Source organism: Chryseobacterium contaminans (assembly GCF_001684955.1).
Lineage (GTDB): Bacteria > Bacteroidota > Bacteroidia > Flavobacteriales > Weeksellaceae > Chryseobacterium > Chryseobacterium contaminans.
The window spans coordinates 1-22,509 of the sequence record NZ_MAYF01000315.1 but is presented as its reverse complement, the minus strand read 5'-3'; the positions used below and the strand labels follow the sequence as shown (position 1 = coordinate 22,509).

The 22,509-nt window shown below is 35.6% G+C and carries 25 protein-coding genes, 1 pseudogene and 1 riboswitch; of the genes and pseudogenes, 5 read left to right on the top strand and 21 right to left on the bottom strand.

Features of this window, described 5'->3' with window-relative positions; translation table 11 throughout:
* The 5 genes from BBH99_RS16485 to lpxK form a co-directional block, all read right to left on the bottom strand.
* The coding region (locus BBH99_RS16485; protein WP_455550058.1) for a Y-family DNA polymerase at positions 1-362 on the bottom strand (362 nt) is incomplete at its 3' end.
* A 173-nt stretch (positions 363-535) separates the two neighbouring features.
* Entirely contained in the window at positions 536-991 is a 456-nt protein-coding gene (locus BBH99_RS16480) for a GNAT family N-acetyltransferase (protein ID WP_066698123.1), read from the bottom strand.
* Positions 992-1,070: 79 nt separating this feature from the next.
* Entirely contained in the window at positions 1,071-1,586 is a 516-nt protein-coding gene (locus BBH99_RS16475) for a TlpA family protein disulfide reductase (protein ID WP_066698121.1), read from the bottom strand.
* Positions 1,587-1,724: 138 nt separating this feature from the next.
* Positions 1,725-2,540, bottom strand: coding sequence for a purine-nucleoside phosphorylase (locus tag BBH99_RS16470; protein WP_066698118.1), 816 nt, complete (start codon positions 2,538-2,540; stop codon positions 1,725-1,727).
* Positions 2,524-3,549 carry a tetraacyldisaccharide 4'-kinase gene (gene lpxK / locus BBH99_RS16465; protein ID WP_066698115.1) on the bottom strand — a complete coding sequence of 342 codons (1,026 nt, stop codon included), beginning with the start codon at positions 3,547-3,549 and terminating at the stop codon, positions 2,524-2,526. Before lpxK ends, BBH99_RS16470 begins: the two co-directional genes overlap by 17 nt.
* A 107-nt stretch (positions 3,550-3,656) precedes the next feature.
* Here lpxK and truA point away from each other — a divergent pair, with 107 nt between their 5' ends.
* From truA to BBH99_RS16450, 3 genes are all read left to right on the top strand, one after another.
* Positions 3,657-4,388 (top strand): tRNA pseudouridine(38-40) synthase TruA, encoded by a 732-nt coding sequence (gene truA, locus BBH99_RS16460; protein ID WP_066698113.1) that lies wholly within the window; start codon positions 3,657-3,659, stop codon positions 4,386-4,388.
* Between the two features lie 23 nt (positions 4,389-4,411).
* Positions 4,412-4,765 (top strand): hypothetical protein, encoded by a 354-nt coding sequence (locus BBH99_RS16455; RefSeq protein ID WP_066698110.1) that lies wholly within the window; start codon positions 4,412-4,414, stop codon positions 4,763-4,765.
* A gap of 174 nt (positions 4,766-4,939) precedes the next feature.
* Entirely contained in the window at positions 4,940-6,700 is a 1,761-nt protein-coding gene (locus tag BBH99_RS16450) for an ABC transporter ATP-binding protein (protein ID WP_066698103.1), read from the top strand.
* Between the two features lie 78 nt (positions 6,701-6,778).
* Here BBH99_RS16450 and BBH99_RS16445 read toward each other — a convergent pair whose 3' ends face one another.
* Genes BBH99_RS16445 through BBH99_RS16430 form a run of 4 tightly spaced genes read right to left on the bottom strand, consistent with a single transcriptional unit; the run spans position 6,779 to position 9,294 of the window.
* Positions 6,779-7,393, bottom strand: a complete 615-nt coding sequence (locus tag BBH99_RS16445; protein WP_066698101.1) for a class I SAM-dependent methyltransferase — start codon at positions 7,391-7,393, stop codon at positions 6,779-6,781.
* A complete protein-coding gene (locus BBH99_RS16440; protein WP_066698098.1) occupies positions 7,393-7,983 on the bottom strand; it encodes a hypothetical protein in 591 nt (196 codons plus the stop codon). Before BBH99_RS16440 ends, BBH99_RS16445 begins: the two co-directional genes overlap by 1 nt.
* The gene (locus BBH99_RS16435) at positions 7,973-8,443 is read right to left on the bottom strand and encodes an RNA polymerase sigma factor (RefSeq protein WP_066698095.1); all 471 of its coding nucleotides are present in this window, start codon (positions 8,441-8,443) and stop codon (positions 7,973-7,975) included. The genes BBH99_RS16440 and BBH99_RS16435 overlap by 11 nt, the downstream gene beginning before the upstream one ends.
* A complete protein-coding gene (locus BBH99_RS16430; protein ID WP_066698092.1) occupies positions 8,443-9,294 on the bottom strand; it encodes an alpha/beta fold hydrolase in 852 nt (283 codons plus the stop codon). The genes BBH99_RS16435 and BBH99_RS16430 overlap by 1 nt, the downstream gene beginning before the upstream one ends.
* 436 nt (positions 9,295-9,730) lie before the next feature.
* Here BBH99_RS16430 and BBH99_RS16425 point away from each other — a divergent pair, with 436 nt between their 5' ends.
* Positions 9,731-9,946, top strand: a complete 216-nt coding sequence (locus BBH99_RS16425) for a hypothetical protein (RefSeq protein WP_066698089.1) — start codon at positions 9,731-9,733, stop codon at positions 9,944-9,946.
* A 57-nt stretch (positions 9,947-10,003) separates the two neighbouring features.
* On the opposite strand, the gene BBH99_RS16420 is transcribed toward BBH99_RS16425, so the two are convergent.
* The 3 genes from BBH99_RS16420 to BBH99_RS16410 form a co-directional block, all read right to left on the bottom strand.
* Positions 10,004-11,296 carry an MFS transporter gene (locus BBH99_RS16420; RefSeq protein WP_066698087.1) on the bottom strand — a complete coding sequence of 431 codons (1,293 nt, stop codon included), beginning with the start codon at positions 11,294-11,296 and terminating at the stop codon, positions 10,004-10,006.
* A gap of 18 nt (positions 11,297-11,314) precedes the next feature.
* Positions 11,315-12,211: a hypothetical protein gene (locus BBH99_RS16415; protein WP_066698085.1), complete on the bottom strand. Its 897-nt coding sequence runs from the start codon at positions 12,209-12,211 to the stop codon at positions 11,315-11,317.
* A gap of 90 nt (positions 12,212-12,301) precedes the next feature.
* Positions 12,302-13,054, bottom strand: a complete 753-nt coding sequence (locus BBH99_RS16410) for a DUF3575 domain-containing protein (RefSeq protein ID WP_066698083.1) — start codon at positions 13,052-13,054, stop codon at positions 12,302-12,304.
* Between the two features lie 183 nt (positions 13,055-13,237).
* On the opposite strand from BBH99_RS16410, the gene BBH99_RS16405 reads away from it, so the two are divergent.
* Positions 13,238-15,322: a TonB-dependent receptor plug domain-containing protein gene (locus BBH99_RS16405; protein WP_066698081.1), complete on the top strand. Its 2,085-nt coding sequence runs from the start codon at positions 13,238-13,240 to the stop codon at positions 15,320-15,322.
* Between the two features lie 78 nt (positions 15,323-15,400).
* Here BBH99_RS16405 and ribB read toward each other — a convergent pair whose 3' ends face one another.
* The 9 genes and pseudogenes from ribB to BBH99_RS16360 form a co-directional block, all read right to left on the bottom strand.
* The gene (ribB, locus tag BBH99_RS16400) at positions 15,401-16,048 is read right to left on the bottom strand and encodes a 3,4-dihydroxy-2-butanone-4-phosphate synthase (RefSeq protein WP_066698079.1); all 648 of its coding nucleotides are present in this window, start codon (positions 16,046-16,048) and stop codon (positions 15,401-15,403) included.
* 92 nt (positions 16,049-16,140) lie between these two features.
* Positions 16,141-16,266: riboswitch (FMN riboswitch) on the bottom strand.
* A gap of 198 nt (positions 16,267-16,464) precedes the next feature.
* A complete protein-coding gene (locus tag BBH99_RS16395; protein ID WP_066698077.1) occupies positions 16,465-16,815 on the bottom strand; it encodes a DUF2200 domain-containing protein in 351 nt (116 codons plus the stop codon).
* Between the two features lie 20 nt (positions 16,816-16,835).
* A complete protein-coding gene (locus BBH99_RS16390) occupies positions 16,836-17,612 on the bottom strand; it encodes an alpha/beta fold hydrolase (RefSeq protein ID WP_066698075.1) in 777 nt (258 codons plus the stop codon).
* Positions 17,613-18,065: 453 nt separating this feature from the next.
* Positions 18,066-19,082, bottom strand: a complete 1,017-nt coding sequence (locus BBH99_RS16385) for a DUF2268 domain-containing putative Zn-dependent protease (RefSeq protein WP_083188859.1) — start codon at positions 19,080-19,082, stop codon at positions 18,066-18,068.
* A gap of 17 nt (positions 19,083-19,099) precedes the next feature.
* On the bottom strand, positions 19,100-20,158 hold the full coding sequence (locus BBH99_RS16380; protein ID WP_066698069.1) for a TraB/GumN family protein: 1,059 nt from the start codon (positions 20,156-20,158) through the stop codon (positions 19,100-19,102).
* 170 nt (positions 20,159-20,328) lie between these two features.
* Positions 20,329-21,105: a hypothetical protein gene (locus BBH99_RS16375; protein ID WP_066698067.1), complete on the bottom strand. Its 777-nt coding sequence runs from the start codon at positions 21,103-21,105 to the stop codon at positions 20,329-20,331.
* Between the two features lie 19 nt (positions 21,106-21,124).
* Positions 21,125-21,628: a DinB family protein gene (locus BBH99_RS16370; RefSeq protein ID WP_066698065.1), complete on the bottom strand. Its 504-nt coding sequence runs from the start codon at positions 21,626-21,628 to the stop codon at positions 21,125-21,127.
* A 32-nt stretch (positions 21,629-21,660) separates the two neighbouring features.
* Positions 21,661-22,044 (bottom strand): 5-carboxymethyl-2-hydroxymuconate Delta-isomerase, encoded by a 384-nt coding sequence (locus BBH99_RS16365; RefSeq protein WP_066698064.1) that lies wholly within the window; start codon positions 22,042-22,044, stop codon positions 21,661-21,663.
* Between the two features lie 106 nt (positions 22,045-22,150).
* Positions 22,151-22,509, bottom strand: a pseudogene (locus tag BBH99_RS16360) (serine hydrolase); the annotation flags it as partial.

The window sequence follows — 22,509 nt, the reverse complement described above, 5'->3', positions numbered from 1 at the left end:
TCTATTTCTTTTTTATTTTCAGTAACATCCAGATAAGCCTCATCTAAAGACAACGGTTCTACGAGATCAGTGTATTCATAAAAAATTTCACGGATCATCTTTGAAATTTCCTTGTATCGGGCAAAGCGAGGCGGAACAAATATAAGATCCGGGCATTTTTCCTTAGCTGTTTTGCTGGGCATGGCGGAACGAACTCCATATTTTCGCGCTTCATAACTTGCAGCAGCCACTACACCGCGATGCTGGCCTCCTACAGCAATAGGTTTTCCTTTTAATGCTGGATTATCATGCTGCTCCACGGAGGCATAAAATGCGTCCATATCTACATGAATAATTTTACGAAGCGGCAAAGAAAAATCCATATCACAAAGATAGGGATTCCTGTAGTTATTTGTAGAAGGGAAGCTGGAAGAGGGAAGTTCATAAGGTCGATATGGAAAAGTATGACCAATTGATTGAAAAGTAATTAAAATGATATCAGGTTGTGGCTAATACTCAAATTACTTCCAGTTTCTATCTCCAAGCTTCCCGTCCTTTACACTTTCAATCTCATCGTAAGAAGAAGCGGTTCAAAACCTGCCTTTTCATAAGCTTTTACTGCGGATTCGTTTTCAGCATACACATCCAGCCTTACTTCTGAAATATTTCTGGATTTGGCCCAATTGATCAGCTCATCGGTAATTATTTTATTAATTCCTTTTCCCCTGTATTCTGGTTTTACATACATAAATCCCAGATAGGCGTAGCTTTCAAATGTATAATAGTTTTTTTCGGATTGTTTGATGAGAGCATATCCAGAAGCTACAATTTCATCATTCTCTTCTACCACAATTAAAGTGGCATCCGGAGATTGTATAAAATGGCTTAAATCATAATAATGGATTTCTCCGTCAATCAGTGTACTGTTAAAAGGTCTTTCTGCGGAAACAATTCCCTGCTCAAAGGTTAAAAGTGTCTCTAAATCCTGTATTGTGGCTTCTCTAGTGATCATGGTGTGAAAAATAAGTGAAGTTTAAACATTCCACTTTTTATAGAATATTTAAACTTCAAGGTATTTAATGTTATAAAAATTATTTTAAAAGCTTGTCTATGGTCTGCTGAATTTCTGGATCATCCGGAGAAATAGCATAATATTTGGCGATAGCCGATTTCTGATCGATAACCATATATCGTGGAATCCAATTCAGATCCACATAATTGTTGAAATCATTTTTCCAGCCTGATGCAAACCAATAGTTGTCTTTTTCCTTCATATTGAATCTTACAAGACTCTTATCAAATCCTTCTTTGGACCTTTCCAGCGATAAGAAGACAAAGTCAACATTAGGATTGTTTTTTTCTAATATCTCAGCTTTTGGAAGTGCCTGAAGACAATCCCTGCACCATCCGGCCCAAAAGTCAATTACTAAGACTTTTCCTTTATGCTGATCCAGAATTTCCTGGATAGTAATTGTTTTTCCATCCTCATCTTCCAGTTTTTGCTTTAGGGCTTCTTTGGAAAATCCGGTTTTAAGAGCAGCAGGAATTTTTTGTGCATAGCTTAAGCCAAACAGACCCACCATAAAAATTAATAACAGCTTTCTCATTCTACAATTTCATTTACACAAAACTATGAAATGTGTTGCAATCTGAGATTGATTTTTTATGAATTGGGAAAAATTTATATTATTGACAATTTCTATGAATCCGGTATAGATGCTGAAATTGTATTTGAAAATATATTTCTATTGATAGTTTTTAATAAGGCCCTTCACTACGGCAATAACATTCGGCATGGCTTTATTGGCTGCATTCAAAACTTCTTCATGAGAAACAGCGAAGGCAATATCCGGCCCGCCAAGATCAGTAATCACAGAAATACAGAATACATCCATTTCCATATGTCTGGCAACAATTACTTCAGGAACAGTGCTCATTCCTACCATATCGCCGCCAATGGCTTTAATCATTCCATATTCGGCAGGAGTTTCAAAAGTAGGGCCTTGCAGGGCAACATAGATTCCCTGATGGATTTTAATATTGTTTTCTGCTGCAGCCTGTTCTGCTACGGCAATCATTTTTTTGTTGTAAGGTTCGCTCATGTCCACAAAACGTGGTCCAAGCTCATCGATATTTTTTCCACGAAGCGGATGTTCAGGCATCATATTGATATGATCCTTTAAAATAACAATATCTGCAATGCTGAAATCAGGATTTACCCCGCCACATGCGTTGGAAAGAGCAAGTTTTTTAATTCCAAGTAAATGAAAAACCCTGATAGGAAAAGTTACGGTTTCCATAGAATGCCCTTCATAATAATGAAAACGGCCACTCATCATCAGTACTTTTTTCCCTTCCAGGATTCCGTAGATCAGCTTCCCGGTGTGTCCGGCTACTGTAGTCTGTGGAAAATTGGGGATATCTTTGTACTCTAAAATATGGATCGGTTCTACTTCATTCTGCAGCTTTCCAAGTCCGGATCCTAACACAATGGCAAAATCAGGAGTATCCTGAATGATGTTCTTGATAAAATCAGCGGTCTCTTTAATTCTTTCTAACATAATCTAAGATGATTTGATTGAATTCTTCCTTTTTATCAATAACAACATTGATAGGCCAGTAGTAAACAATTTCTCTAAGATAGTCAAAAGTTTTCAGACGAACGTAATCTTTCTCTGTGGTTAATATCAGCTTATATTCTCCTAATTTTTTATACTCCGCAAGGATTTTTTTAATATCATCATCCGTGAAATTATGATGATCTCTGAATTTCAGATGGGTTACTCTTTTTGAGAATTTGGCAAGATGTTCCAGCAACGGTTTCGGATTGGCGATTCCGGTAATTAATAAAATATCGTAATAGTTCAGGTTGTTATCCGGAAGCATTTTATCTTTTCCGTATACATTTTCGTCATAACCGATGGATGAAAAGAATACTTTTTGGTTATGAGAAGGTCTGATCCTTGAAATATAATACCTTTTGGTCTCCTCGGTCAATTCATCAGGACATTTGCTGACCATGATGATATCAGCTCTTTTTGCTCCGGCTCTGGATTCTCTGAGATCTCCGGCAGGAAGAAGGTAGTCTTTGAAAAACGGATCGTTAAAATCAGTCATCAGAATATTGAATCCTGCTTTAATGGCGCGGTGCTGCATGGCATCATCCAATATAAGGGCTTCAAGATCCATATCTTCGATCACTTTTTTCGCTCCGGGAACACGTTCTTCTGAAACAGCGATGACAAAACGGTTTTTGAAACGCTCAAAAAGCTGCATTGCTTCGTCACCTACAATTTTGTAGTTACTGTCGTAGTTCGTTACCTCATAGCCTTTGGTAAGTCTTCCGTAGCCTCGTGACAGGACTCCGGTTCTGTAATGTTTGGACAAAAACTGGGCAAGGTACATCACCATAGGAGATTTTCCGCTTCCACCCACAGAAAGATTCCCGACATTGATTATCGGTGTCCTGAATTTCGTTGATTTAAAAATCCCAAGATCATACATTGTGTTTCGGATACCCGTCACCATATGATAAGCTAGGGAAAAAGGATAAAGGTACCATCTTTTCATACGAATGCAAAAATAGGAATTTTCATAAGCATTGGAGTAATATTCTCAAAGACTTTTCAACAAATATTTGTTAAATTAAAGTATTTTTGTGGAGTTATAATAATACTTTGAGATACTTTATAGAATTTTCTTACAACGGAAAGAATTATTTCGGCTACCAGATACAGCCGGACGCTATTTCCGTACAGGAAGAACTGGAAAAAGCACTTTCCACCATTTTAAGAGAAGAGATTAAAACTACAGGCGCCGGAAGAACGGATACTGGTGTGCATGCTAAAAAAATATTTGCACACTTTGATACGGATCAGGAACTGAGCGATGAGCTTCCACGCAGACTGAACAGTTTTCTTCCACCGGATATTTCTATTCACAGAATTTTTAAGGTGAAAGATGATTTTCATGCCCGTTTTGATGCGACTTACAGAACGTATGAATATTACATTTCACTGTCAAAAAATCCATTTACTCAGGAATCTGCATGGCAACACTGGAAAAGAACACTGGATATTGATAAAATGAACGAAGCCTGTAAAATCCTTTTTGAATATGAAGATTTTACAAGTTTTGCGAAATTAAAAACCGATAATAAAACGAACATCTGCAAGATGTATATTGCAAAATGGGAGCAGGATGGAGCGGAACTGAAGTTTACCGTTTCTGCTAATCGTTTCCTTAGAAATATGGTTCGTGCTATTGTAGGAACCATGGTGGAAATTGGTACCGGGAAGCTGAAGCCTGAAGATTTAAGAAAAGTTATTGAGGATAAAAACCGTAATGCTGCCGGAACTTCTGCTCCTGCCCACGGATTGTATCTGGTGGATGTAGGGTATGAATTTTAAATAAAACAAAATAAACTATAATCATGTTATCGATTTTTATCCTCATTGGTGCTTATCAATATTACGGAAGGCTGGCTGAAAAATTCGGAAAAGTAAAATGGCAACTGGGGCTTCTGGCTATTGGAGTTTATCTGGGAACTCAGATTGTTTTAGGAATGTCTTACGGTGTTTATTTAGCTTCTACAGATCCGGATGCTGCCAATAATATGAATTATACAGGATTTTCAGCAGCCAATCTTGTGGGTTGGTTACTTTCTCTTTTGGCTGTTTGGGGTGTTTATTTACTTCTTGAACAAAAATATAGTAAAGAGAATCTGAAAAAGCCATCTATGGAAATTCAGAAGATTGGTGAGGCTTCTGAAGAATTACAGAAATAAAAATAAGTTATTTAATAAACTCAGTAAAAAACAAATTTATCCACCAAAGATATTCATTCTGTAAATGATGGGTATCTTATATTTTCTATGGTGATTTGCAAAAGTTGTAAAGGCTGGCAACTTATAAAGTCTTATTTTTGCATAGAATTTTAATTCTTTTCTTCAATTCGTATAATGAAAAAACAAGATACCTGGGGAATTGTTAAAAGGCTGTTCTTTATCGGAATGAAATTTCGTTCCTGGTTCATCCTTACTTTAATCATCTCCATCATACTTTCAATTGTTTCTACTTACAGGCCATACCTTACCATGGAAGTTGTAGACAATGATATTACAAAGCTACAGGATAAGGCTTTGATGATGAAGCATATCTATATCCTTGTAGGATTGGTGTTTGCAGAAACTGTTCTGAATTTTTTCCTGGTTTATTTTTCCAATTTTATTTCGCAGAATGTTATCCGTGATATTCGTGAAAGACTATATTCCAAACTGATTTATTTTAAAACATCATTTTTTGATAAAACTCCGATCGGACAGTTGGTAACCCGTGCCGTAGGTGATGTAGAAACTATTGCTACTGTTTATACTGACGGTTTCCTGATGGTTTTTGGGGATATCCTGAGAATTGTGTTTGTTTTGGTGATGATGTTCAGCACGAATGTTCACCTGAGTTATATTACCCTTGCTATTCTGCCTTTAATGGTTGTGATCACGAGATTCTTCCAGAAAAGACTGAAAAAAGCTTTTGGAGATGAAAGGAATTGGACGGCTACACAAAACTCATTTGTACAGGAAAGATTAGCTGGAATGCCAATTATTCAGGTATTTAACAGACAGGAATCTGAATTTAAAAAGTTTGATGATATTAATATTACCCTGAAGGCAGCATTGCTGAGAACGGTTTTCATCTTCTCATTATTTTTCCCGGTAGTGGAGCTTATTTCTTCATTATTTATAGGATTTATCCTGTTCTATGGTGGTTATATCACCATCAGTGCCGGAGTAGTGATCGCCTTTATCCAGTATATTTCAATGCTGATTCGTCCTTTAAGACAGATTGCAGACCGTTTCAACAATATCCAGAGAGGTATTGTGGGGGCAGAAAGAGTACTTGGGTTAATGGATGAAGAAAATTCAATGACCAATACAGGAACCGTTAAAAAAGACCATTTTGCCGGAAAAATTGAATTCCAGAAAGTTCACTTTGCTTATGATGAAAAGCAGGAAGTATTGAAAGGCATTGATTTCAAAGTGAATCCGGGAGAAACCGTTGCCATCGTAGGTGCAACTGGCGCTGGGAAATCTACCATTATCAGCCTGATTACAAGGTTTTATGATATTAACTCAGGGAATATCCTTATTGATGATGTGGATTTAAAAGACTATGAATTGTATAATCTGAGAAGCCATATCGGGGTAGTATTGCAGGATGTATTCCTGTTCCACGGAAGTATTTTTGAAAACCTTGCTTTTGGGGACGATACCATTACCCTTGAAAAAATAAAGGCAGGCGCTAAAGAGATTGAAGTAGATCAGTTTATTGAACAGCTTCCTGGCGGATATGATTATGTGGTAAGTGAAAGAGGTTCGTCTATTTCCTTAGGTCAAAGACAATTGCTATCATTCCTGAGAGCTTATTTATCTGATCCGAAAATTCTGATCCTGGATGAAGCTACTTCTTCCATAGATCATGAAAGTGAAAAACTGATTCAGAGAGCTACGGAGAAAATTACCAAAAACAGAACATCCATTATTATTGCTCACAGGCTTTCCACCATTGAAAAAGCAGATAAGATTATTGTGATGGAACATGGAAAAATTGTAGAAGAAGGGAAGCATTTGGAGCTTCTGGATAAAAATGGCTATTATGCTACTTTATACAAAGCCCAGCTTAGGCATGAAGTGGAACTGGAGGAAGAAAAAGAATCAAAATAAAAAAATATTTAAACAAAAAGAGAGCTTTATGCTCTCTTTTTTACTGTCTGCATTAGAATTATTATTTCATAGTAAGGATCAATGCTTTTTAAAACTACAGAAAATAAAGTTCTGAGTTGTTTCGAAAGGAGTGGTATGGTCTTCAGTAATGCATTCAATCTTTTCAAAACTTTCATTAAAATTTTCAGAAAGAGATTCTTCATCATATTGCTGAATATCCAGTCCGCTGCATTTAGTAGGGCCGTTTTTAGAAAAAGTTCCCAATACCATGAAGCCTGCAATATTTTTCCTGGCAATATCAATATATTTTGATACCTGTTCCGGAGTAGTCAGGAAATGAAAGGCAGCCCTGTCATGCCAGATGTCATAGGTTTCTGTAGGCTCAAATGCGATAATATCTGTAGCGATCCATTTTACTTTGTCAGCATTATCTCCCAATCTTTTTTTTGCTTTTTCTAAAGCTTTAACAGAAATATCCAGCACCGTAATATTTTCATAACCTTCCTTAAGCAGGAAATCAACCAGATTACTATCTCCGCCGCCAATATCTATAATTTTGGCTTCTTTTCCTAATCCGAAGGAATTAATAAAATCAAGAGAAGTCTGAGGTTTTTTCTGAGTCCAGCTTACCTGGTCCGGGTTTTTGGTTTCGTAAACATTTTCCCAGTGGTTTTTATTATCGGAAGAATTCATTAGTCTTTTAACTGATTATTTATTTCCTCAAATTTATTAATTAATCCGTCAATTTTTTCCTGTTGCTTCTTTATTGTTTTAGGTCTTATATAAAACCAGTTGAATCCTATCCATAGTAAAGCAGCAGCATATACCAAAACACCTGAAAAAGATGACATTTTTGAAGTGTATTCATACATATAAAGGCATATTCCAGAAAATAGCATGATGAAATACCCATTCAGCATAGTGGTCTGCATAAATTTTTGTTTATTCTTTATCAGATATAGGTTCTGAAGATATTCGCTGTTGGATTGAGTATTGTCAATGGTATAAAAAACCATAAACATTTTGTTGTAAGCCAGTAAAAAGATAACCATGGCCAGAATCACAATTACAATTCCCATTTTGGTGCTGATGAGCTGAGGTTGATAACGATACCATATAAAAGCAATACAAAGGCAGGTTGCAATCAGCAGGAAGTTGATAAGAATGATTTTACGGAGGTTTTCATTTTTAAATTTTTTCAGCTTATGAAGAAGCTCTTCTATATTGGGTTTTGGAGAAGTCTGCTGTTTCCAGATATTTTTGAAATCAATATTAGTGTCCATTGTTCTTAAATTTTTGGGTTAGTTTTTCTTTGATCCTGTGAATTTTCACCCGGATATTGGCTTCTGAAAGTCCTGTGATCTGAGCTATTTCAGCCTGTTTTACCTCTTCCAGCTCCAGAGAAATAATAATTCTGTCTGTTTCCGGAAGCTCTGAAATAAATTGATAAAGCAGTTGTATCTGAGGTTCCATAGATTCCTGTTTTTTCTCTTCCAGATTAATGGGGAGATCTGTTTTAGAAAATCTTTTTTCTTTTTCAATCTGCCGGAGACAATTATTGGATGCAATTCTGAAGATCCATGTTCCGATGCTGGATTCATTCCTGAATTTCGGGAGTTGCTGCCATACGATGATAAATGTTTCCTGAGCAAGATCCTGGGCAAGATCAGTATTATTCACATATCCCATACATAAGCGGAATATCTTTTGCCAGTAGAGTTCGTAAATATCCTCAAACACCATTATTTAGAAGATAAAAAGTTATTAAGCTGATTAAAATACCATTCCTTATCATCATACATAATGAAATGCAACCCTTTTGTAGAATATTGAAGACTGGCATTTTTAAGGTTACTATACTGGGCTTCAATAGATGGTTTCATAAACACAAAATATGATTCCAGTAAAATCAGTGAAGGACATTGTATATTCTTGATGGTCTGTCTAAGGTCAGTATTGGAGAAATCACAATACATTTTGGCGAAGGTTTTTCTGTCAGATTTCATGCTCCAGTCAATTACTGTACTTTGCATAGAAGTATCTGCCAGAAGACGGGGAATAGATTGGGTCTGCATTTGACGGAATTGTTCATCGGTCATTGCTGTAAATTTATTAATGGTTGATGAGCAGTCGTTGTTTTCCTTAGGCACAAAACTAGGGTTGGAGATTGCTGCCAGACAAGGTAAGGTATCTACAATTATAATTTTACCTACCAGTTCAGGATAATCTGCTGCAAGGGCCAGGGCAAGGCCACCACCCATACTGTGCCCAATGATAACAGGCTTTTCAATTTTATGAGTCTTTATATAATCGGCAATTCCCTTTTCCCAATCTTTAAAGCTGGCATCTGCATCAGGTTTTGCTCCTGCAAATCCTGCCATCGTTAATGTATAACAGGTGAAATCTTTTTCAAATTTTGCAGTGGTCTCATTCCATACATCCCCTGAAGAAGCAAACCCGGGAATCAGAATTAACGATTGCTTTCCCTTTCCGGATTTCTTTACCTCAAACGGATATGTTTTTTCCTGTCCAAATATATTACATACTGCTGCAAAAAATAACATGATGATAAGAAGGAATGTGAATTTTTTCATGATTTCTAAAGTTTTAAGGTTTATTTGTCTTTTAGAGACGAGTCTTTTTAAAATGTTACACTGTTTTTTATTTTTTTTTGAAAAAATATTTTTTTTATTGCCTGGAAGCCTTTACTATAAAGGGAAGCCCGTATGAAATTTTTGTATCAATATACTGTGTCCTGTTAGTGATAATAGAAACTATATGATAAAAATCATGTATTCTGCGATTTTCAGGGCTTTTGGCCTATGTTTCCTCTCTGGTAGGTGATTAATAGCTATTGTTATATGAATTGATTTTTGATTGTTTTGATGAATAAAATAAAAAAATAATAACTTAATGGTGTTTATATTTGAAAAAATTATTAATTTTATTGAAGGTTTAAGTCGCTACCCTAGAAAGTGATGGGGTAGGCTGGCAAAAATGGAATTTTTAACAAAAAACTAAAAAATATAAATGAGCAGTAGTATCCAAGATGAATTTAAAGTCTTTAAAGACGAGTTAAAAAAACTTAATATTGAAGTACAGAAAGTAGTAAAAGTAGGAAACGGAAGCATGGATTTTCATGAAGTTTTCTACAAATCACCGCGATATGAAGAGGTGAAGACTGTGTATGTTCAGCGTCATAATCTGGACAATATCATAGAAAAATTTAAACAGGCCTATCATTAAAATATAACCGGCGGCACAGAGAATCTGTGCCGCCGGTTTCTTTATAGAATGATAAGGTTAATCTTTATCCAACGTTGAAGTATTTTTAGTCTCCTTCATTCCCATATATACGATAAGAGAAAGTAGGATACAAGCTGTAATATACCAGTAGAAATATTCTTCAGAGCCAATTTTTTTAAACCAAAGCGCAATATATTCCGCAGTTCCTCCAAAAACAGCCACCGTAATGGCATAAGGGAGGCCAACCCCCAAAGCCCTGATCTCAGCAGGAAAAAGCTCAGCCTTTACTACTGCATTAATAGATGTATAACCACTTACAATGATAAGCGCAACCATAATAAGGCAAAAAGCTCCCCACATTGAAGTGGTGGTACTGAGTGCTGTTAAAAGCGGAACCGTACATAAGGTTCCCAGAATTCCAAATCCTAAGAGAAGCGGACGTCTTCCGATTCTGTCGGATAATCCGCCAAATACGGGTTGCAGACAGGCAAATATAAATAGAGAGATAAAAGAAATAAGAGTAGATTCCTCCTTGGTAAGATGTACTGTATTAACCAGGAATTTCTGCATATAAGTGGTGTAAGTGTAGAAAGCAAGTGTTCCTCCTAAAGTAAGTCCTACCACTGTCAGTAAAGCTTTAGGGTACTTTAAAAGTTCCTTTACAGCTCCTTTCTTTTTTTCATTAACCTCTTTTTTATTTTCAAAAGCTTCCGTTTCATGGAGATTTGCTCGTAAATATAATGCTATAGCAGAAAGCATAGCTCCAATCACAAAAGGAATTCTCCAGCCCCAATCTTCCAATTGAGCTTCCGTTAATAATAATTTCTGTAAAATAAGCTGTATTCCTAATGCAATAAGTTGTCCGCCAATTAAAGTTACATACTGAAAGCTGGAATAAAAGCCTCTTCTGTCCTGTGTTGCCATTTCACTAAGATAAGTAGCAGAAACGCCATACTCTCCTCCTACACTTAATCCCTGAAGCAATCTGGCCAACAGTAATAATGCGGGCGCAAAAATTCCTATAGATTTATAGGTTGGAGTAAAGGCAATAAGAAGAGAACCAAAGGACATCAGCAATACAGAAAGTGTCATGGATTTTTTTCTTCCGATCTTATCAGCAATACTTCCGAACATCCATCCGCCAATAGGACGCATAAGGAATCCAACCGCAAAAATTCCTGCACTATTCATCAATTGCGCATTGAGGTCAGAGTCCGGAAAAAAAGAATTAGAAAAGTAAATGGCAAAAGCAGCATAGGCATACCAGTCATACCATTCCACCAGATTTCCGATAGAACCTCCGATAATTGCTTTGATTCTTTGCCCTGTTGTGATAGATAATGGGTTCATGCTAAGTAAAAAAAGGGATTAGTTTTTACCGAAAAATCTTTTTACTTTATCCAGTAATCCTGATGGTTTAGAAGATGAGTGATCAGGCTGAGAGGAATTTATTAATTCATCATGGGAATGGGATGTTTCGATTGTTGATGGTGCCATTTTTTCAGACTGGCGGCTTTCCTTGATATGAATTCTGTTGGGTTCCTGTACTTTTTTGCCAGTCAGTCTTTCAAAATTAATTTTAGCTTTATTGAAAATCTCAATTTCAGCCTCAGGTCTATCATCCACATGAGTCATTTCAGGAATAATACCGGAACTTAATTTTACCGATTCACATTCAAAATCGTTCATAATTCCCTGGTGGATTTTTATAGCGGTTTCAGTTTCACCTACCTTTTCAAAAGCCTCTGCAAATTGAAGCATGTCTTCTCCAATCTGATATTTTTCAAGAATATTGTCAATGGAATTGCTTACTTTGGCTTTTGCAGCAGCAAGATTGGCAATGGATTTTTCTTCACCGGATCTGTCTTTAAGTAAATCAATCAGCTCCTGGATACCCTCCCTGATTTCAGGATAAATTCTAAAACGGTATATATGCCCAAGATCTGTAAGATAAGTATTTTGGCTCATTGCTTCATGAGCAAGATTCTGAACATGAGAACTCATGAAGAAAGCCAGATGGACCAAAAGATTGGAGTATTGTTTTAAATGATCCGAATTGATTTCAGATTTTTCAAGGGCCTTATAAAGTTGGAGTCCTTCTAAAAACTCGATCTGATAACCATCAGGAAAAAAACTTTCCTCATCAATTTCAACAGGGTTGTTATCTAATATTTCATAAAGGTATTCATGAATCTGGAGTTCTTCAAGTTCTTTTAAAGCCTGTTTAAATTCAGCAAGTTTATTTTGCTGTATCAATTCTATCATTTCCTTGGTTTATAATGCGCCCAATATACAAATTTAACCCAGAATAAAATTACCCCCGGAAAGGTAGCCCTGCTATTTTTATAGATCTCTTTAAAATCTGTATCCTAAAGAAAGCCCGCTTCTGAAACCGGCCCACGGCCCGTCCACTTTTATTTTAGCCCCGTTGGCATTGGTTTCTACTGTATATTTTACAAACGGAATATCCAGGTTTTCTATTTCTTTTTTCAATTGGGCCTGCATATCCGGAGTAAGAATATAGTCTGAGGTCATTGTAAAATCACCTTTTCCACTTCCGTAATGGGCGCCTGCAATCCAGAAATCAAGAACCAGATTTTGACTTCGGGTAAGAAAAAATTGTACACCTACCATAAGCCCGCCACTATTTCCTTTGGTATCTCCCTGTCCTTTCAATGGGATTTGATAAGTATTTCCATCAGGACCATTATAATCATAATAGAAATCAAAAGTATTGGAAGAAACATCAGAATATCGGTAATAGGGAGCGAAATAAAATCCCTTTCCATAGCCTTTTCCAATGTAAAACCTTGGTTCAATGGTGAAATTGGTTGCTTTTACCCTCAAATTTTCAAATCTTTTTTCATCTTTATCTTTCAGAAAAGCATTGATAAAAGGAACTTTTCCTTCCGGCATGGTTCCAAAGCCTATATTTAGAGAAAACCATTGATTGATAGCACGCTCATAAGACAGGTTGATATTCCTGAATGCATAAGCGGTAACATTCGTCTTAATAATATTCATCTTTTCAGAAGGAATATTCTGGCTCTCCTGTGCTTTTATTGTTGAAAACACAAGAAATAGGATTGATAGGATCGCTTTTTTCATAATCTTGTATTGTAAGGTGTAAGAAAGTAGCAGCAAAAAACAGGCTGAATTTAACATAATAATTTAAAATCAAAGAAAAAAATACTAAAATTCTCAATGATAATGGTGGTTTTTTATTTTGAAATAAATATCAATGTAATGGATTTCAGAAATGGATTGTCCTAAAAGTATAATCCATCCAACATGAAAAAAACAATATACACCATATGCTTTCTTTATGGAACTCTGGCTTTTTCGCAGGAAATAAAAAGTGATACGGTGAGTACTTCTGAAACGAAAGAACTTCAGGAAGTCATTGTAAAAGCACAGCGCAAAAAACAGTTTGCTGATAAGGCGGTGTATACCTTTGATAAAGCAGCGCTGGAAAAAGCCCGGTATGCAAAGGATTTATTGAGTACACTTCCGGAACTTCAGATGGATCCTATTTCCAACACCATTACGAGTACAAAAGGAGGAGCTACTTTATTTCTGATTAATGGAGTTGAAGCTACAGATATGCAGATCCGAAGTATTGCCCCCAATGAGGTGGTGAAAGTGGAGTATTATGATATTCCGCCGGCAAGATGGGCAACCAGAGCAGATATTGTAGTGAATATTATGACAAGATCTACTGAAACAGGATATGTTTTCGGGGCAGAAGGGTCTTCAGCATTAAATACCGGTTTTATAAATGCATCTGCTTATGCTAATTATACAAAGGGGAAGAATGATATAGGTCTGGAGTATTCTATTAATCTAAGAGATTATACAGACAGAAGGGTAAACAGTATTTATGATTATCAGCTGGATGGACAGCGTTACCATTCTAATGAGGACAGAAAAGATCATTTTGGATATACTTTTCAGAGTGTAGCATTAAGGTATACCCGTTTGGTTCCTGATAATTATGCTCTTCAGATAAAATTGAATACAGATATTTTCAGCCGGTTTTCAAAAGGAACAGGACAAAGTATTTTTACTATAGACAATACGGGAGAAGAACATGCTATGTTTAAAAATAACGGTTCTGATTATGTAATCCCTAAGCTGGACCTTTATTATTCTAAAAAAATAGGATCGAAGGATGAATTAAGCATTAATGCCGTAGGTTCCGATTATACTACCTATACTTCAGAAACTGCTAAAGAATGGGTGAAAGGAAGCGGTGTTGCTGTGTACGATAATGATATGGTTTTAAAGGCGAAGCAAACCAACTTTGTAGGTGAACTGGCGCATACCCACGATTTTGTAGCTGGAAAACTTTCATCAGGATATCGTATTTCGAGATCTTCAATTTCTAATGACCTGAATAACCTTTCCGGATATTCTCAATATAAGGTTACTTATCTGGAACAGTATTTTTATACTGAATTTTCAGGAAAAATAGATAAATTCAGCTATCGTGTCGGAGCCGGATTAACCAATATTCATAATAAAAGTGCAGAAAATACTTTTAATGAGTGGTCTTTTACCCCAAAAGTTGTGCTGGCTTACCAGCTTAAAAATAATCAGAGCCTGCGATTAACGAGCAGTTATAAGCCTATAAGCCCTTTGAGTAATGCGCTCAGTAGTAATGTAGTGCAGCTGGCCCCGAATATTGTTCAGAAAGGAAATCCTTTTCTTACTTCCCAGCAGAAATGGATCAGTAGCCTGACGTATTCATCAAATAATAAGTACTTTGATTTTAATATAAATGCATTCTACTCTTACACAGATAGGGTCATTAATCAGTATTATATTTTGGATCATACTTTTGGGGGGTATGCATTAACCTATGAAAATGGGAAATATTCTCAACAGTACGGAGTGCAGTTTACAGGTTCTTATAAGCCTTTTGGAAATACTCTTTTGGTGATAAAGGCCAATTTAGCTCCTACTTCTGAAATGGTAAAGACGAGTGCAGATAAGGTGATTAAAAATAACTATTTCGGAAATTATTTTGTGTTGTCTTCAGAATATAAAAGTTTCTCAGTGCAATATCAGTTTAATATCCCAACGTTTAGCCTTAACGGAGCTTTTCTGAATACCAATGAAAATCAGAACCATATTTTTATCCGCTATAAACATAAAAACTTTACTTTTTCCACAGGAATGTATTGGATGGGAATGCCGTCTGAATATAAAACAAAAAGTTTATCTGAAAGTTTAGTGGATTACAGGCTTCATACACAGATTATGAATAATAAATCAATGTTTGTACTGGGTATAAGCTATGATTTTTCTAAAGGAAAGAAAACTGAAATCCAAAAGAAACTGAATAATGATACAGCGCCGGCTGCAACTTTTTAAAGAATACCTGTATATCTTTAATAAAGGAAGCCGCCCGATATTATCAGGCGGCTTTTGTGCATTAAATGGTTTTGAAGTCTAGTTGCTCATAATCATTTTTCGGTAAGTATAAATGTCTTCAATAGTCACTACGCTCATTCCTTTTTTTATGGCAAAATCTACGATTTCAGGAAGTCTTGCCATAGAACCGTCTTCGTTAGTCAGTTCACAAAGTACGGCATCATCACCTAAATTAGCCATTTTTACAAGGTCTACACTTCCTTCTGTGTGGCCACGTCTTGCAAAGACTCCATCTTTTTTAGCAACCAGAGGAAAAACGTGCCCGGGGCTTGCGATGTGTTCAGCTACTGCATCTGCTGCCACAGCTGTTTTGATGGTTGTTACCCGGTCTTTTGCTGAAACTCCGGATTCTACTCCTTCTTTGGCTTCAATAGAAATGGTAAATGCCGTTTGATTTTTTGAATTGTTGTTTTCCACCATCGGACGCAGATTCAGGTGCTTACTTTTTTCTTCGGAAATGCATAAACAAACGATGCCGCTGCATTCGCGGATCAAAAGTGCCATGTCCTGTTCTGTAATTGTGGAAGCGGGAAAGATGATATCACCTTCGTTTTCACGGTTTTCATCGTCTACTAAAAGAATACCTTTTCCCTGTTGTAATGTTGAAAGTGCTTTTTCTACACGTTCTTTGGAGGTTGCTCCGAATTGTTCTAATAATTTTTCCATGTTATTTTACTTTTAAAAGTTAAAATAGTCTTCGGTACATGGAAATGAAATACGATACCATAAGAGCCCGCGAAGGACCTTATCGTACGTCTCATTTTCTTCTCCCATCCAGACTTTAACTGTCGGTTTTGGAATTCCACCAAATCAGTCCTTTCAAATGAAAGGAGTCGCGGACTGTAACCGCCGGTAGGGAATTTCACCCTGCCCCGAAGAAAACTTATACTAAGTTTTACTGTATGTATTAATTTAAATTTTTATTTCATTGAATACATTTAATGCACAAGCCGCTAATTTCGGGAAGTTTTTTGATATGGAAAAGAATTTTTTGATTGGATTTATCAATGACTGATTGGTCTCTACAATAGAAAACCATTCACAGATAGGAGTGGTGTATATATCTTTTTTTCATTTCAGAATTATTCCCTTAATATCTTTTCCATCTTCTTTCCTTTGCTTAATTCATCAATCAGTTTATCAAGATACCGGATGTTTCTCATCAGCTCATCTTCTATTTCCTCTATACGGTATCCGCAGATCACGCCTTTGATTAATGAAACATTAGGATTCATTTTTGGAGCCAGGTCAAAAAAAGTTTTAAAGTCAGTTCTCTTTTCCAGCTGTTCCTGAATGCCTTGTTCGTCATAGCCGGTAAGCCATTGAATAATTTCATGAACTTCAGATTTTGTACGGCCTTTTTTCTCAGCTTTTTGAATATAATGCGGGTAAACACTGGCAAAAGCTGTAGTGAAGATCTTGGTGTTTTGCATATTTTTTTATCTATTAATGTTTAGGCTAATTTTTGTAATACTTTGTCTAGAATGAGGTTAAACTCTTCCGGTTTTTCAAGCATAGGGTAATGCCCAACTTCAGCAATCGTTACGTAATCATAATCCTTTAAATACTTACGGTTGCCTTCAAGATTAGTAGGAGAAGCGTCCGAATTAATGGCTATTACCGGAATTTGAACTTGCTTTGCAATACTTTTGAAATCGGTTTTATATAGAGGTTGCAGTGCGTTGATAGCCTTTTCCGGTTCATTCTGAAGAAATTCTTTTTGTACCCTTTCCTTCACGTCAGAAGGTGTTTGTTCCACAAAAAGATATTGAGGAAGAATATTTTCTACAGCGTATTTGAAATCAGAACGATAGGTGGACAGTATTTGTTCTACCTGCTCTTCAGTAAAAGATTCATCCAGGTTTTTCAAGGTGTCTATCAAAACCAAAGCTTTTACTTTTGGAATCTTTAAAGAAGCTTCAAGAACATAAGCGCCAGACATTGAATGTCCTACAAGAATTATTTCCTGAGATTCTATCGAATCGGCTACCGCTTTGATATCGTCTGCATATTGGGAGCTTGTCCAGTCTTCTCTGGAAGAATCGGATTTCCCATGCCCGGCAAGGTCCATTTGGATAATATGATGCTCCGGAGTAAAATATTCCTGTTGGTCATTCCACCATTCAGTATTTCCCAGCCAGCCATGGATGAATATAATGGCTGTATTTCCACTTCCGGATTCTTTGTAATGAATTTTTTGGCCATCTGAAGAGACTGTATATTTTTCCATAGAAATAGTATTGTAGTTGGGTGTAAATAGTTTTAAAGAAACTAAGGTACAAAAAGCCATTGTTCTAATAGCAACGAACAGGGATATCTATTTTTAAAATATTGTCAACAACAGGTTCTGAAATTCAATTCAGAGATTCTCAAAATATTCAATTTAAGATGAAGATGGGAGTGAATGATGAGGAGAAAAAAAGTTATCCACATAAATTTATCCACGTTTATTTGGAATATGGAAAACTTTATGTGGATATCTTTACTTAATTAATTTATTGATTTGTAGTATTTTAATGTTTTGTCTTAAAGTGATGTAAAAAGTTATCCACATTTTTAGCTTGATGACTAAGTGCTTGTGGAAAAGTTATCCACATATTTACCAACATTATGGAAAATGATGAAATCTTTACGGGTAAGGTTGATTCCGAAGCTTTTTATAATAGCTTAAAAACTGTAGATTTTATAAACTTTCTATGAATTTCTCGTACCCACTGTTGTCCAAAAGTTCTTTAGCACTTAAATAGTAGATTTTTTTCCAGGAATCCGGGCCGTTTTTTTCAACATATTTTTCAATAATTCTGAATCCCAGCCAATAATTCAAAGATTTTGGGACGTCCGGAAAAAGTTTGTGTTGATCATTTCTCAGTAATGGATTATTTCCTGAGCGGTCAGAAAAATAAGGCTTTAGTTTTGTGAATATTTCCTTTTCATGATTGATATACCAGATCCAATCCTCCTTTGACATATTTTCAACGGCCTCATATTTTTCCATTTTACGGTTAAAGAAAACATAAGTAAAATAACAGGCAAAACCTTCGTCTATGGTTTGGCCCAGGGCAGATCCACCATTGCTGTCAGCATTTCTGAAATGTTCATATACCAGATGATTTAACTCATGGGGAAGAGCTTTTTCAAGGGAGTAGGGGATATCTATTTCCTTATTGTTTAGTTCTAATGCAAATTGTTCGGCATTGCACCCTCCAAATGAGATTCCGGTAATAGGAGTGAAGATTAAGCTGATTTTAGCTTTAGGCTTATAAGGAACCAGCCTATTGAATTGGCTTAGGGTTTTCTGAAAATGCTTTTTCAGATCCATACTTAAAATAATGTTGGCCTTGCTTTCAAACTCCTGTCTGTTTTTTTCATATAAACTTTTGTTCCAGGCAATCATTCCTTTTGAATTGTTGAAAAGATAGGCATTTTCATCCCCGAAAATCACACCATAGCAGCTGTCCCATAATTTTTTATGCGGCCAATAGACATTTTTTACAATCCTTGCAGAATCATATTGCTGATTTTTATGAGCCAGAAGCTGATGTTTGAACAGATTGTTAATGACAATATTTTCAACCTTCACACTATCTGCCACTTTTTCTAATCTGTCATAATCAAAATTTTTATCAGTATTTGCAGAAGGATTTCGTGTAGAACATGAGAACACAACAAATACTGATAAAGCTGGAATAATTTTTTTCATTGAAAAGTTTCAAATGATTATTGTATAGGAGTTAAAGCTTTTGAATTTCTTGTTATTACAGCATATTGAAAATAATCCAGAGTGTGTGTATTTTGCTGTGGAGCGAAGCTTTCTCCAAACATTCTGGATTTTACAGATATTAATTTATCCGCATGTTGATAAGGAGAATTCTTAGCATTCAGCTTAAATAATGTAATGGAATTAGGGGTTGCAAAATCTTTGAAGTCATTCATGCCTTTTACCAGCATGAATGGGCCATCAGCATTGATCCAGCCTATTTTCTCATTTTCAGGAGTAGGGAACTGTGGATTTTTTGGAAGATACATTTCACTGTCTAAAGGATAACTTACGATGCTTGATGTTTTAAAACCAGAGTTTTTAAGTTCTTCTGCAAAAGGTTTTTTATCCTTTTTTACACCATGCTGAAGGACATGATAAAATCCAAAAAATCCATAAAATTTCTCACGCTCAATATTCAGTTTTTTTACTGTGTTTTTGAAGTTTATGATCATGGCAGAATCTCTGGAGATCTTGCGGGAATTGTTATTGAAATCAGTGTCTACCCCAATCACAGATATTTTTAGCGAATCTTTTAAAGTTTGATTATAATCATAAACAGCATTCCATTTTTCCATTAATTCTTTACTGGATTGTTGGGGAATCCTCTTTTTTACAGCCAATACAACTTCCTTAAGGAGGTCCTGATCCTTTGTATTGCCATGTAGAAACAGATTCAGTTTATGAGAATTGGTACTGTCCATTTCAGCAATATAATATTTAACACCAGACTTCTGATTTAAAAATTTCAGCAAATTCAGATCCAGTTTCTGATTGTCTGCATACCCGTGAATTTCACCCAGAAGAATTACCTGAGAATTATAGAAATTATCATCAAATAATTGACCGCCTATTTTATCATTCATTGAGATATGATTATTTTTCAGATAATCTGTGAATTCAGAATCTTTTCCGCCAATAAAGATTTTGTTACTGATAAATACATACAGAATAGAAATTAAAATGACAGCCAATACGGTAAGTAAAACGTATTTGAAGAATTTGAATATTTTTTTCATGGTTTATTTTTGAACTAAAATATTATAAAAAATGAATTGGAAGAAATTTTACAGACCAAATGGTTGAATTTTCTTTCTGAAGGGTATTATTGAAAAATAAACCGGGAAAATGGAGTGTGATCTAATCTTCACCAAAGAATTTGTCTCATTGTACTAAGTTTTTTTGAAAATCAAATATATTCAAGTGGATCTATAAGCATGAATGATTTTCGATATACTTTATAGAAAATCCCATGATCAGTTGCATTAATATTTTTAAATTCAGAAGGGATTTTTTTTACCTCATTTGACTGTAGATTCCATACAAAAAAGCTTGTTTTATCTTTATAGGTAGAATGAAAAATCAGATTATTTGCTTTTGTTGAAAGGGAAGTTGCACCTATGCACAGATCCGGAGTTTCATAAGCTGTTAGTTTTAAAGTATTAAGATCAAGCTCCTGTAGCGAGAAATTTCCATATCCATTGAATACAACCTTACTGTTTCCCAAATTGGCTGTACAATAGCAATCTATTAGTTTTTGACCTAATGTACTGGAGTTAAATCCAAAGATCTGCTTCCCATTGAGATTAAATACAGCCAATGCGTCATTATTAGGTCCGTTGCTTCCAAGAACTCCCTGGTCATAATAGGAAACAATTATTTTTTTTCCGTTGATAATAATATCGTTAATATAGGTTCCAATACTAAATTTAACAAGGGTATTCCCTTGATAGTCGATAATTAAGGCATTTTCAATAAGATCAGAATCGGTAAGAACAACAAGTATTCTTTCTTCATTAATGATTTTAATTATTTTGATACCTGGCCTAAGGTCCAATGGAGCATCAATAACAGAAGAAACAATATTGTATTGAGAAGTTAAAGCAATAAAATTTCCAAGATAATCCGTTGAAAGATATTGTATTTTCTCTCCGGTTAAATTAAGATTTATGGTAGTGGTGGTCATATTGCTTAAAAATAATAACTTATTCTTTGTCCTTATAAATATTCCAGAAGTTAAAATCCGTCATAGGAGCATCTGTGATCCCTACATTACGGCCCATGGTTACAATTTGGCCTCTGTGATAAGTTCCGTGCAGAACAAGGTGCTGAATGTATTCATATTTTGAAAAATCACACTGGAACCACTGAGATTCTATTTTTATATTTTTTGACAATTCCTCTTCGGATAAGCTTTCCACATAATCTACAAGCTGTTGGGAATTTCTTTTGATGTTTCTGAATACCTCTTCTTTACTGGTTTCTGCTGCGGTTTTGCCAAAATCGAAATCATTGTTTTCGGAAATATAACTCCACCAGTATTCCTGAGTCTGCCAAATGTGATGGAGGGTTTTTAAAATAGTAGGAAAGCTGGAAATAACTTCCTGATTAAGCTGCTCATCGGATTTTGTGGATAACCAGTCAATGTATTTATTGACTACCCAATTGTTGTATTGAACGGTTTTGGTGACTAAAGTTTTTAAGCTCATATTATTAATATTTTGTGGTTTAAAATGGAGTGTCAAAGCCCAAAATGACGGTCATGACTGGTGTTTTCAGGATTGATGAGGGCTTTGTTGCTATAAGTGGCAGCTTCAAATTCACTGATATTTACTGATAGAAATGAAATGTCAGGAAGTAATGCTATAAGCCGGATGTTTATCTGTCGGGAAAGATCGGCTTTTTGTTCAGTGCTGCGCCCCTGCATAATGTATCCGAAAACATGCAGAAAGCTTTCTTTGCCTTCTCCTAACCGATAATATGGGTAAGGTTGTAGCCTTACTTTAATATCATTGACCGCAAACAAACCTGTTGACTCAGCAACATTGTATACAGCATCCATAATTTCATCCGGAGTTCTATGCTGGAGAATATCCTGTGAGCATTCTATAATGAAATGAGGCATAAATGTTTTGTGATATGATTTTTATCATATAAAAATAAGGAAAATATGAATCCGTTTTTCAAAGAAAAAACCGTTCAAAAACAGAACGGTTTTTATAGTTTTTAATTTACAGAATAGATTTCTTAATACTGTACTGTGGTTTTATGGGATCAGACATATCCAGCATAATATCATACTGGCCGTCTTCTGCGATCGGAAAATCATAGGCATTCAGGGCAACGGTTTTTCCATCACTATTTAAGCCAAGATTATATCCCCAGTCGTTATCCACTCTGAATTTTAGATTACCTTTTTTCAGATGAAAGTTTTTGAGAAAATAACGATTCGGATTTTTGAGGTCTGCTTGCAATGGGGTATCTTTTCCATCCCATCCCCCTGGAGTTGCATTTCCGATAATTCCCCATAAATAATGGTTGGCTGTCCTTGTTCCTGTTTTTACACTTCCATCACGGAGCTTAACCACTA

Coding starts and splice junctions, on each gene's coding strand:
- BBH99_RS16370 (WP_066698065.1), bottom strand. CDS start 21,628: ATGAGCTTAAAAACTTTAGTCACCAAAACCGTTCAATACAACAATTGG.
- BBH99_RS16415 (WP_066698085.1), bottom strand. CDS start 12,211: ATGATAGAATTGATACAGCAAAATAAACTTGCTGAATTTAAACAGGCT.
- BBH99_RS16450 (WP_066698103.1), top strand. CDS start 4,940: ATGAAAAAACAAGATACCTGGGGAATTGTTAAAAGGCTGTTCTTTATC.
- BBH99_RS16435 (WP_066698095.1), bottom strand. CDS start 8,443: ATGGTGTTTGAGGATATTTACGAACTCTACTGGCAAAAGATATTCCGC.
- BBH99_RS16440 (WP_066698098.1), bottom strand. CDS start 7,983: ATGGACACTAATATTGATTTCAAAAATATCTGGAAACAGCAGACTTCT.
- BBH99_RS16470 (WP_066698118.1), bottom strand. CDS start 2,540: ATGTTAGAAAGAATTAAAGAGACCGCTGATTTTATCAAGAACATCATT.
- BBH99_RS16455 (WP_066698110.1), top strand. CDS start 4,412: ATGTTATCGATTTTTATCCTCATTGGTGCTTATCAATATTACGGAAGG.
- BBH99_RS16420 (WP_066698087.1), bottom strand. CDS start 11,296: ATGAACCCATTATCTATCACAACAGGGCAAAGAATCAAAGCAATTATC.
- BBH99_RS16430 (WP_066698092.1), bottom strand. CDS start 9,294: ATGAAAAAATTCACATTCCTTCTTATCATCATGTTATTTTTTGCAGCA.
- lpxK (WP_066698115.1), bottom strand. CDS start 3,549: ATGAAAAGATGGTACCTTTATCCTTTTTCCCTAGCTTATCATATGGTG.
- BBH99_RS16425 (WP_066698089.1), top strand. CDS start 9,731: ATGAGCAGTAGTATCCAAGATGAATTTAAAGTCTTTAAAGACGAGTTA.
- BBH99_RS16405 (WP_066698081.1), top strand. CDS start 13,238: ATGAAAAAAACAATATACACCATATGCTTTCTTTATGGAACTCTGGCT.
- BBH99_RS16380 (WP_066698069.1), bottom strand. CDS start 20,158: ATGAAAAAAATATTCAAATTCTTCAAATACGTTTTACTTACCGTATTG.
- BBH99_RS16410 (WP_066698083.1), bottom strand. CDS start 13,054: ATGAAAAAAGCGATCCTATCAATCCTATTTCTTGTGTTTTCAACAATA.
- ribB (WP_066698079.1), bottom strand. CDS start 16,048: ATGGAAAAATTATTAGAACAATTCGGAGCAACCTCCAAAGAACGTGTA.
- BBH99_RS16375 (WP_066698067.1), bottom strand. CDS start 21,105: ATGACCACCACTACCATAAATCTTAATTTAACCGGAGAGAAAATACAA.
- BBH99_RS16385 (WP_083188859.1), bottom strand. CDS start 19,082: ATGAAAAAAATTATTCCAGCTTTATCAGTATTTGTTGTGTTCTCATGT.
- BBH99_RS16480 (WP_066698123.1), bottom strand. CDS start 991: ATGATCACTAGAGAAGCCACAATACAGGATTTAGAGACACTTTTAACC.
- BBH99_RS16475 (WP_066698121.1), bottom strand. CDS start 1,586: ATGAGAAAGCTGTTATTAATTTTTATGGTGGGTCTGTTTGGCTTAAGC.
- BBH99_RS16365 (WP_066698064.1), bottom strand. CDS start 22,044: ATGCCTCATTTCATTATAGAATGCTCACAGGATATTCTCCAGCATAGA.
- BBH99_RS16445 (WP_066698101.1), bottom strand. CDS start 7,393: ATGAATTCTTCCGATAATAAAAACCACTGGGAAAATGTTTACGAAACC.
- BBH99_RS16395 (WP_066698077.1), bottom strand. CDS start 16,815: ATGCAAAACACCAAGATCTTCACTACAGCTTTTGCCAGTGTTTACCCG.
- BBH99_RS16390 (WP_066698075.1), bottom strand. CDS start 17,612: ATGGAAAAATATACAGTCTCTTCAGATGGCCAAAAAATTCATTACAAA.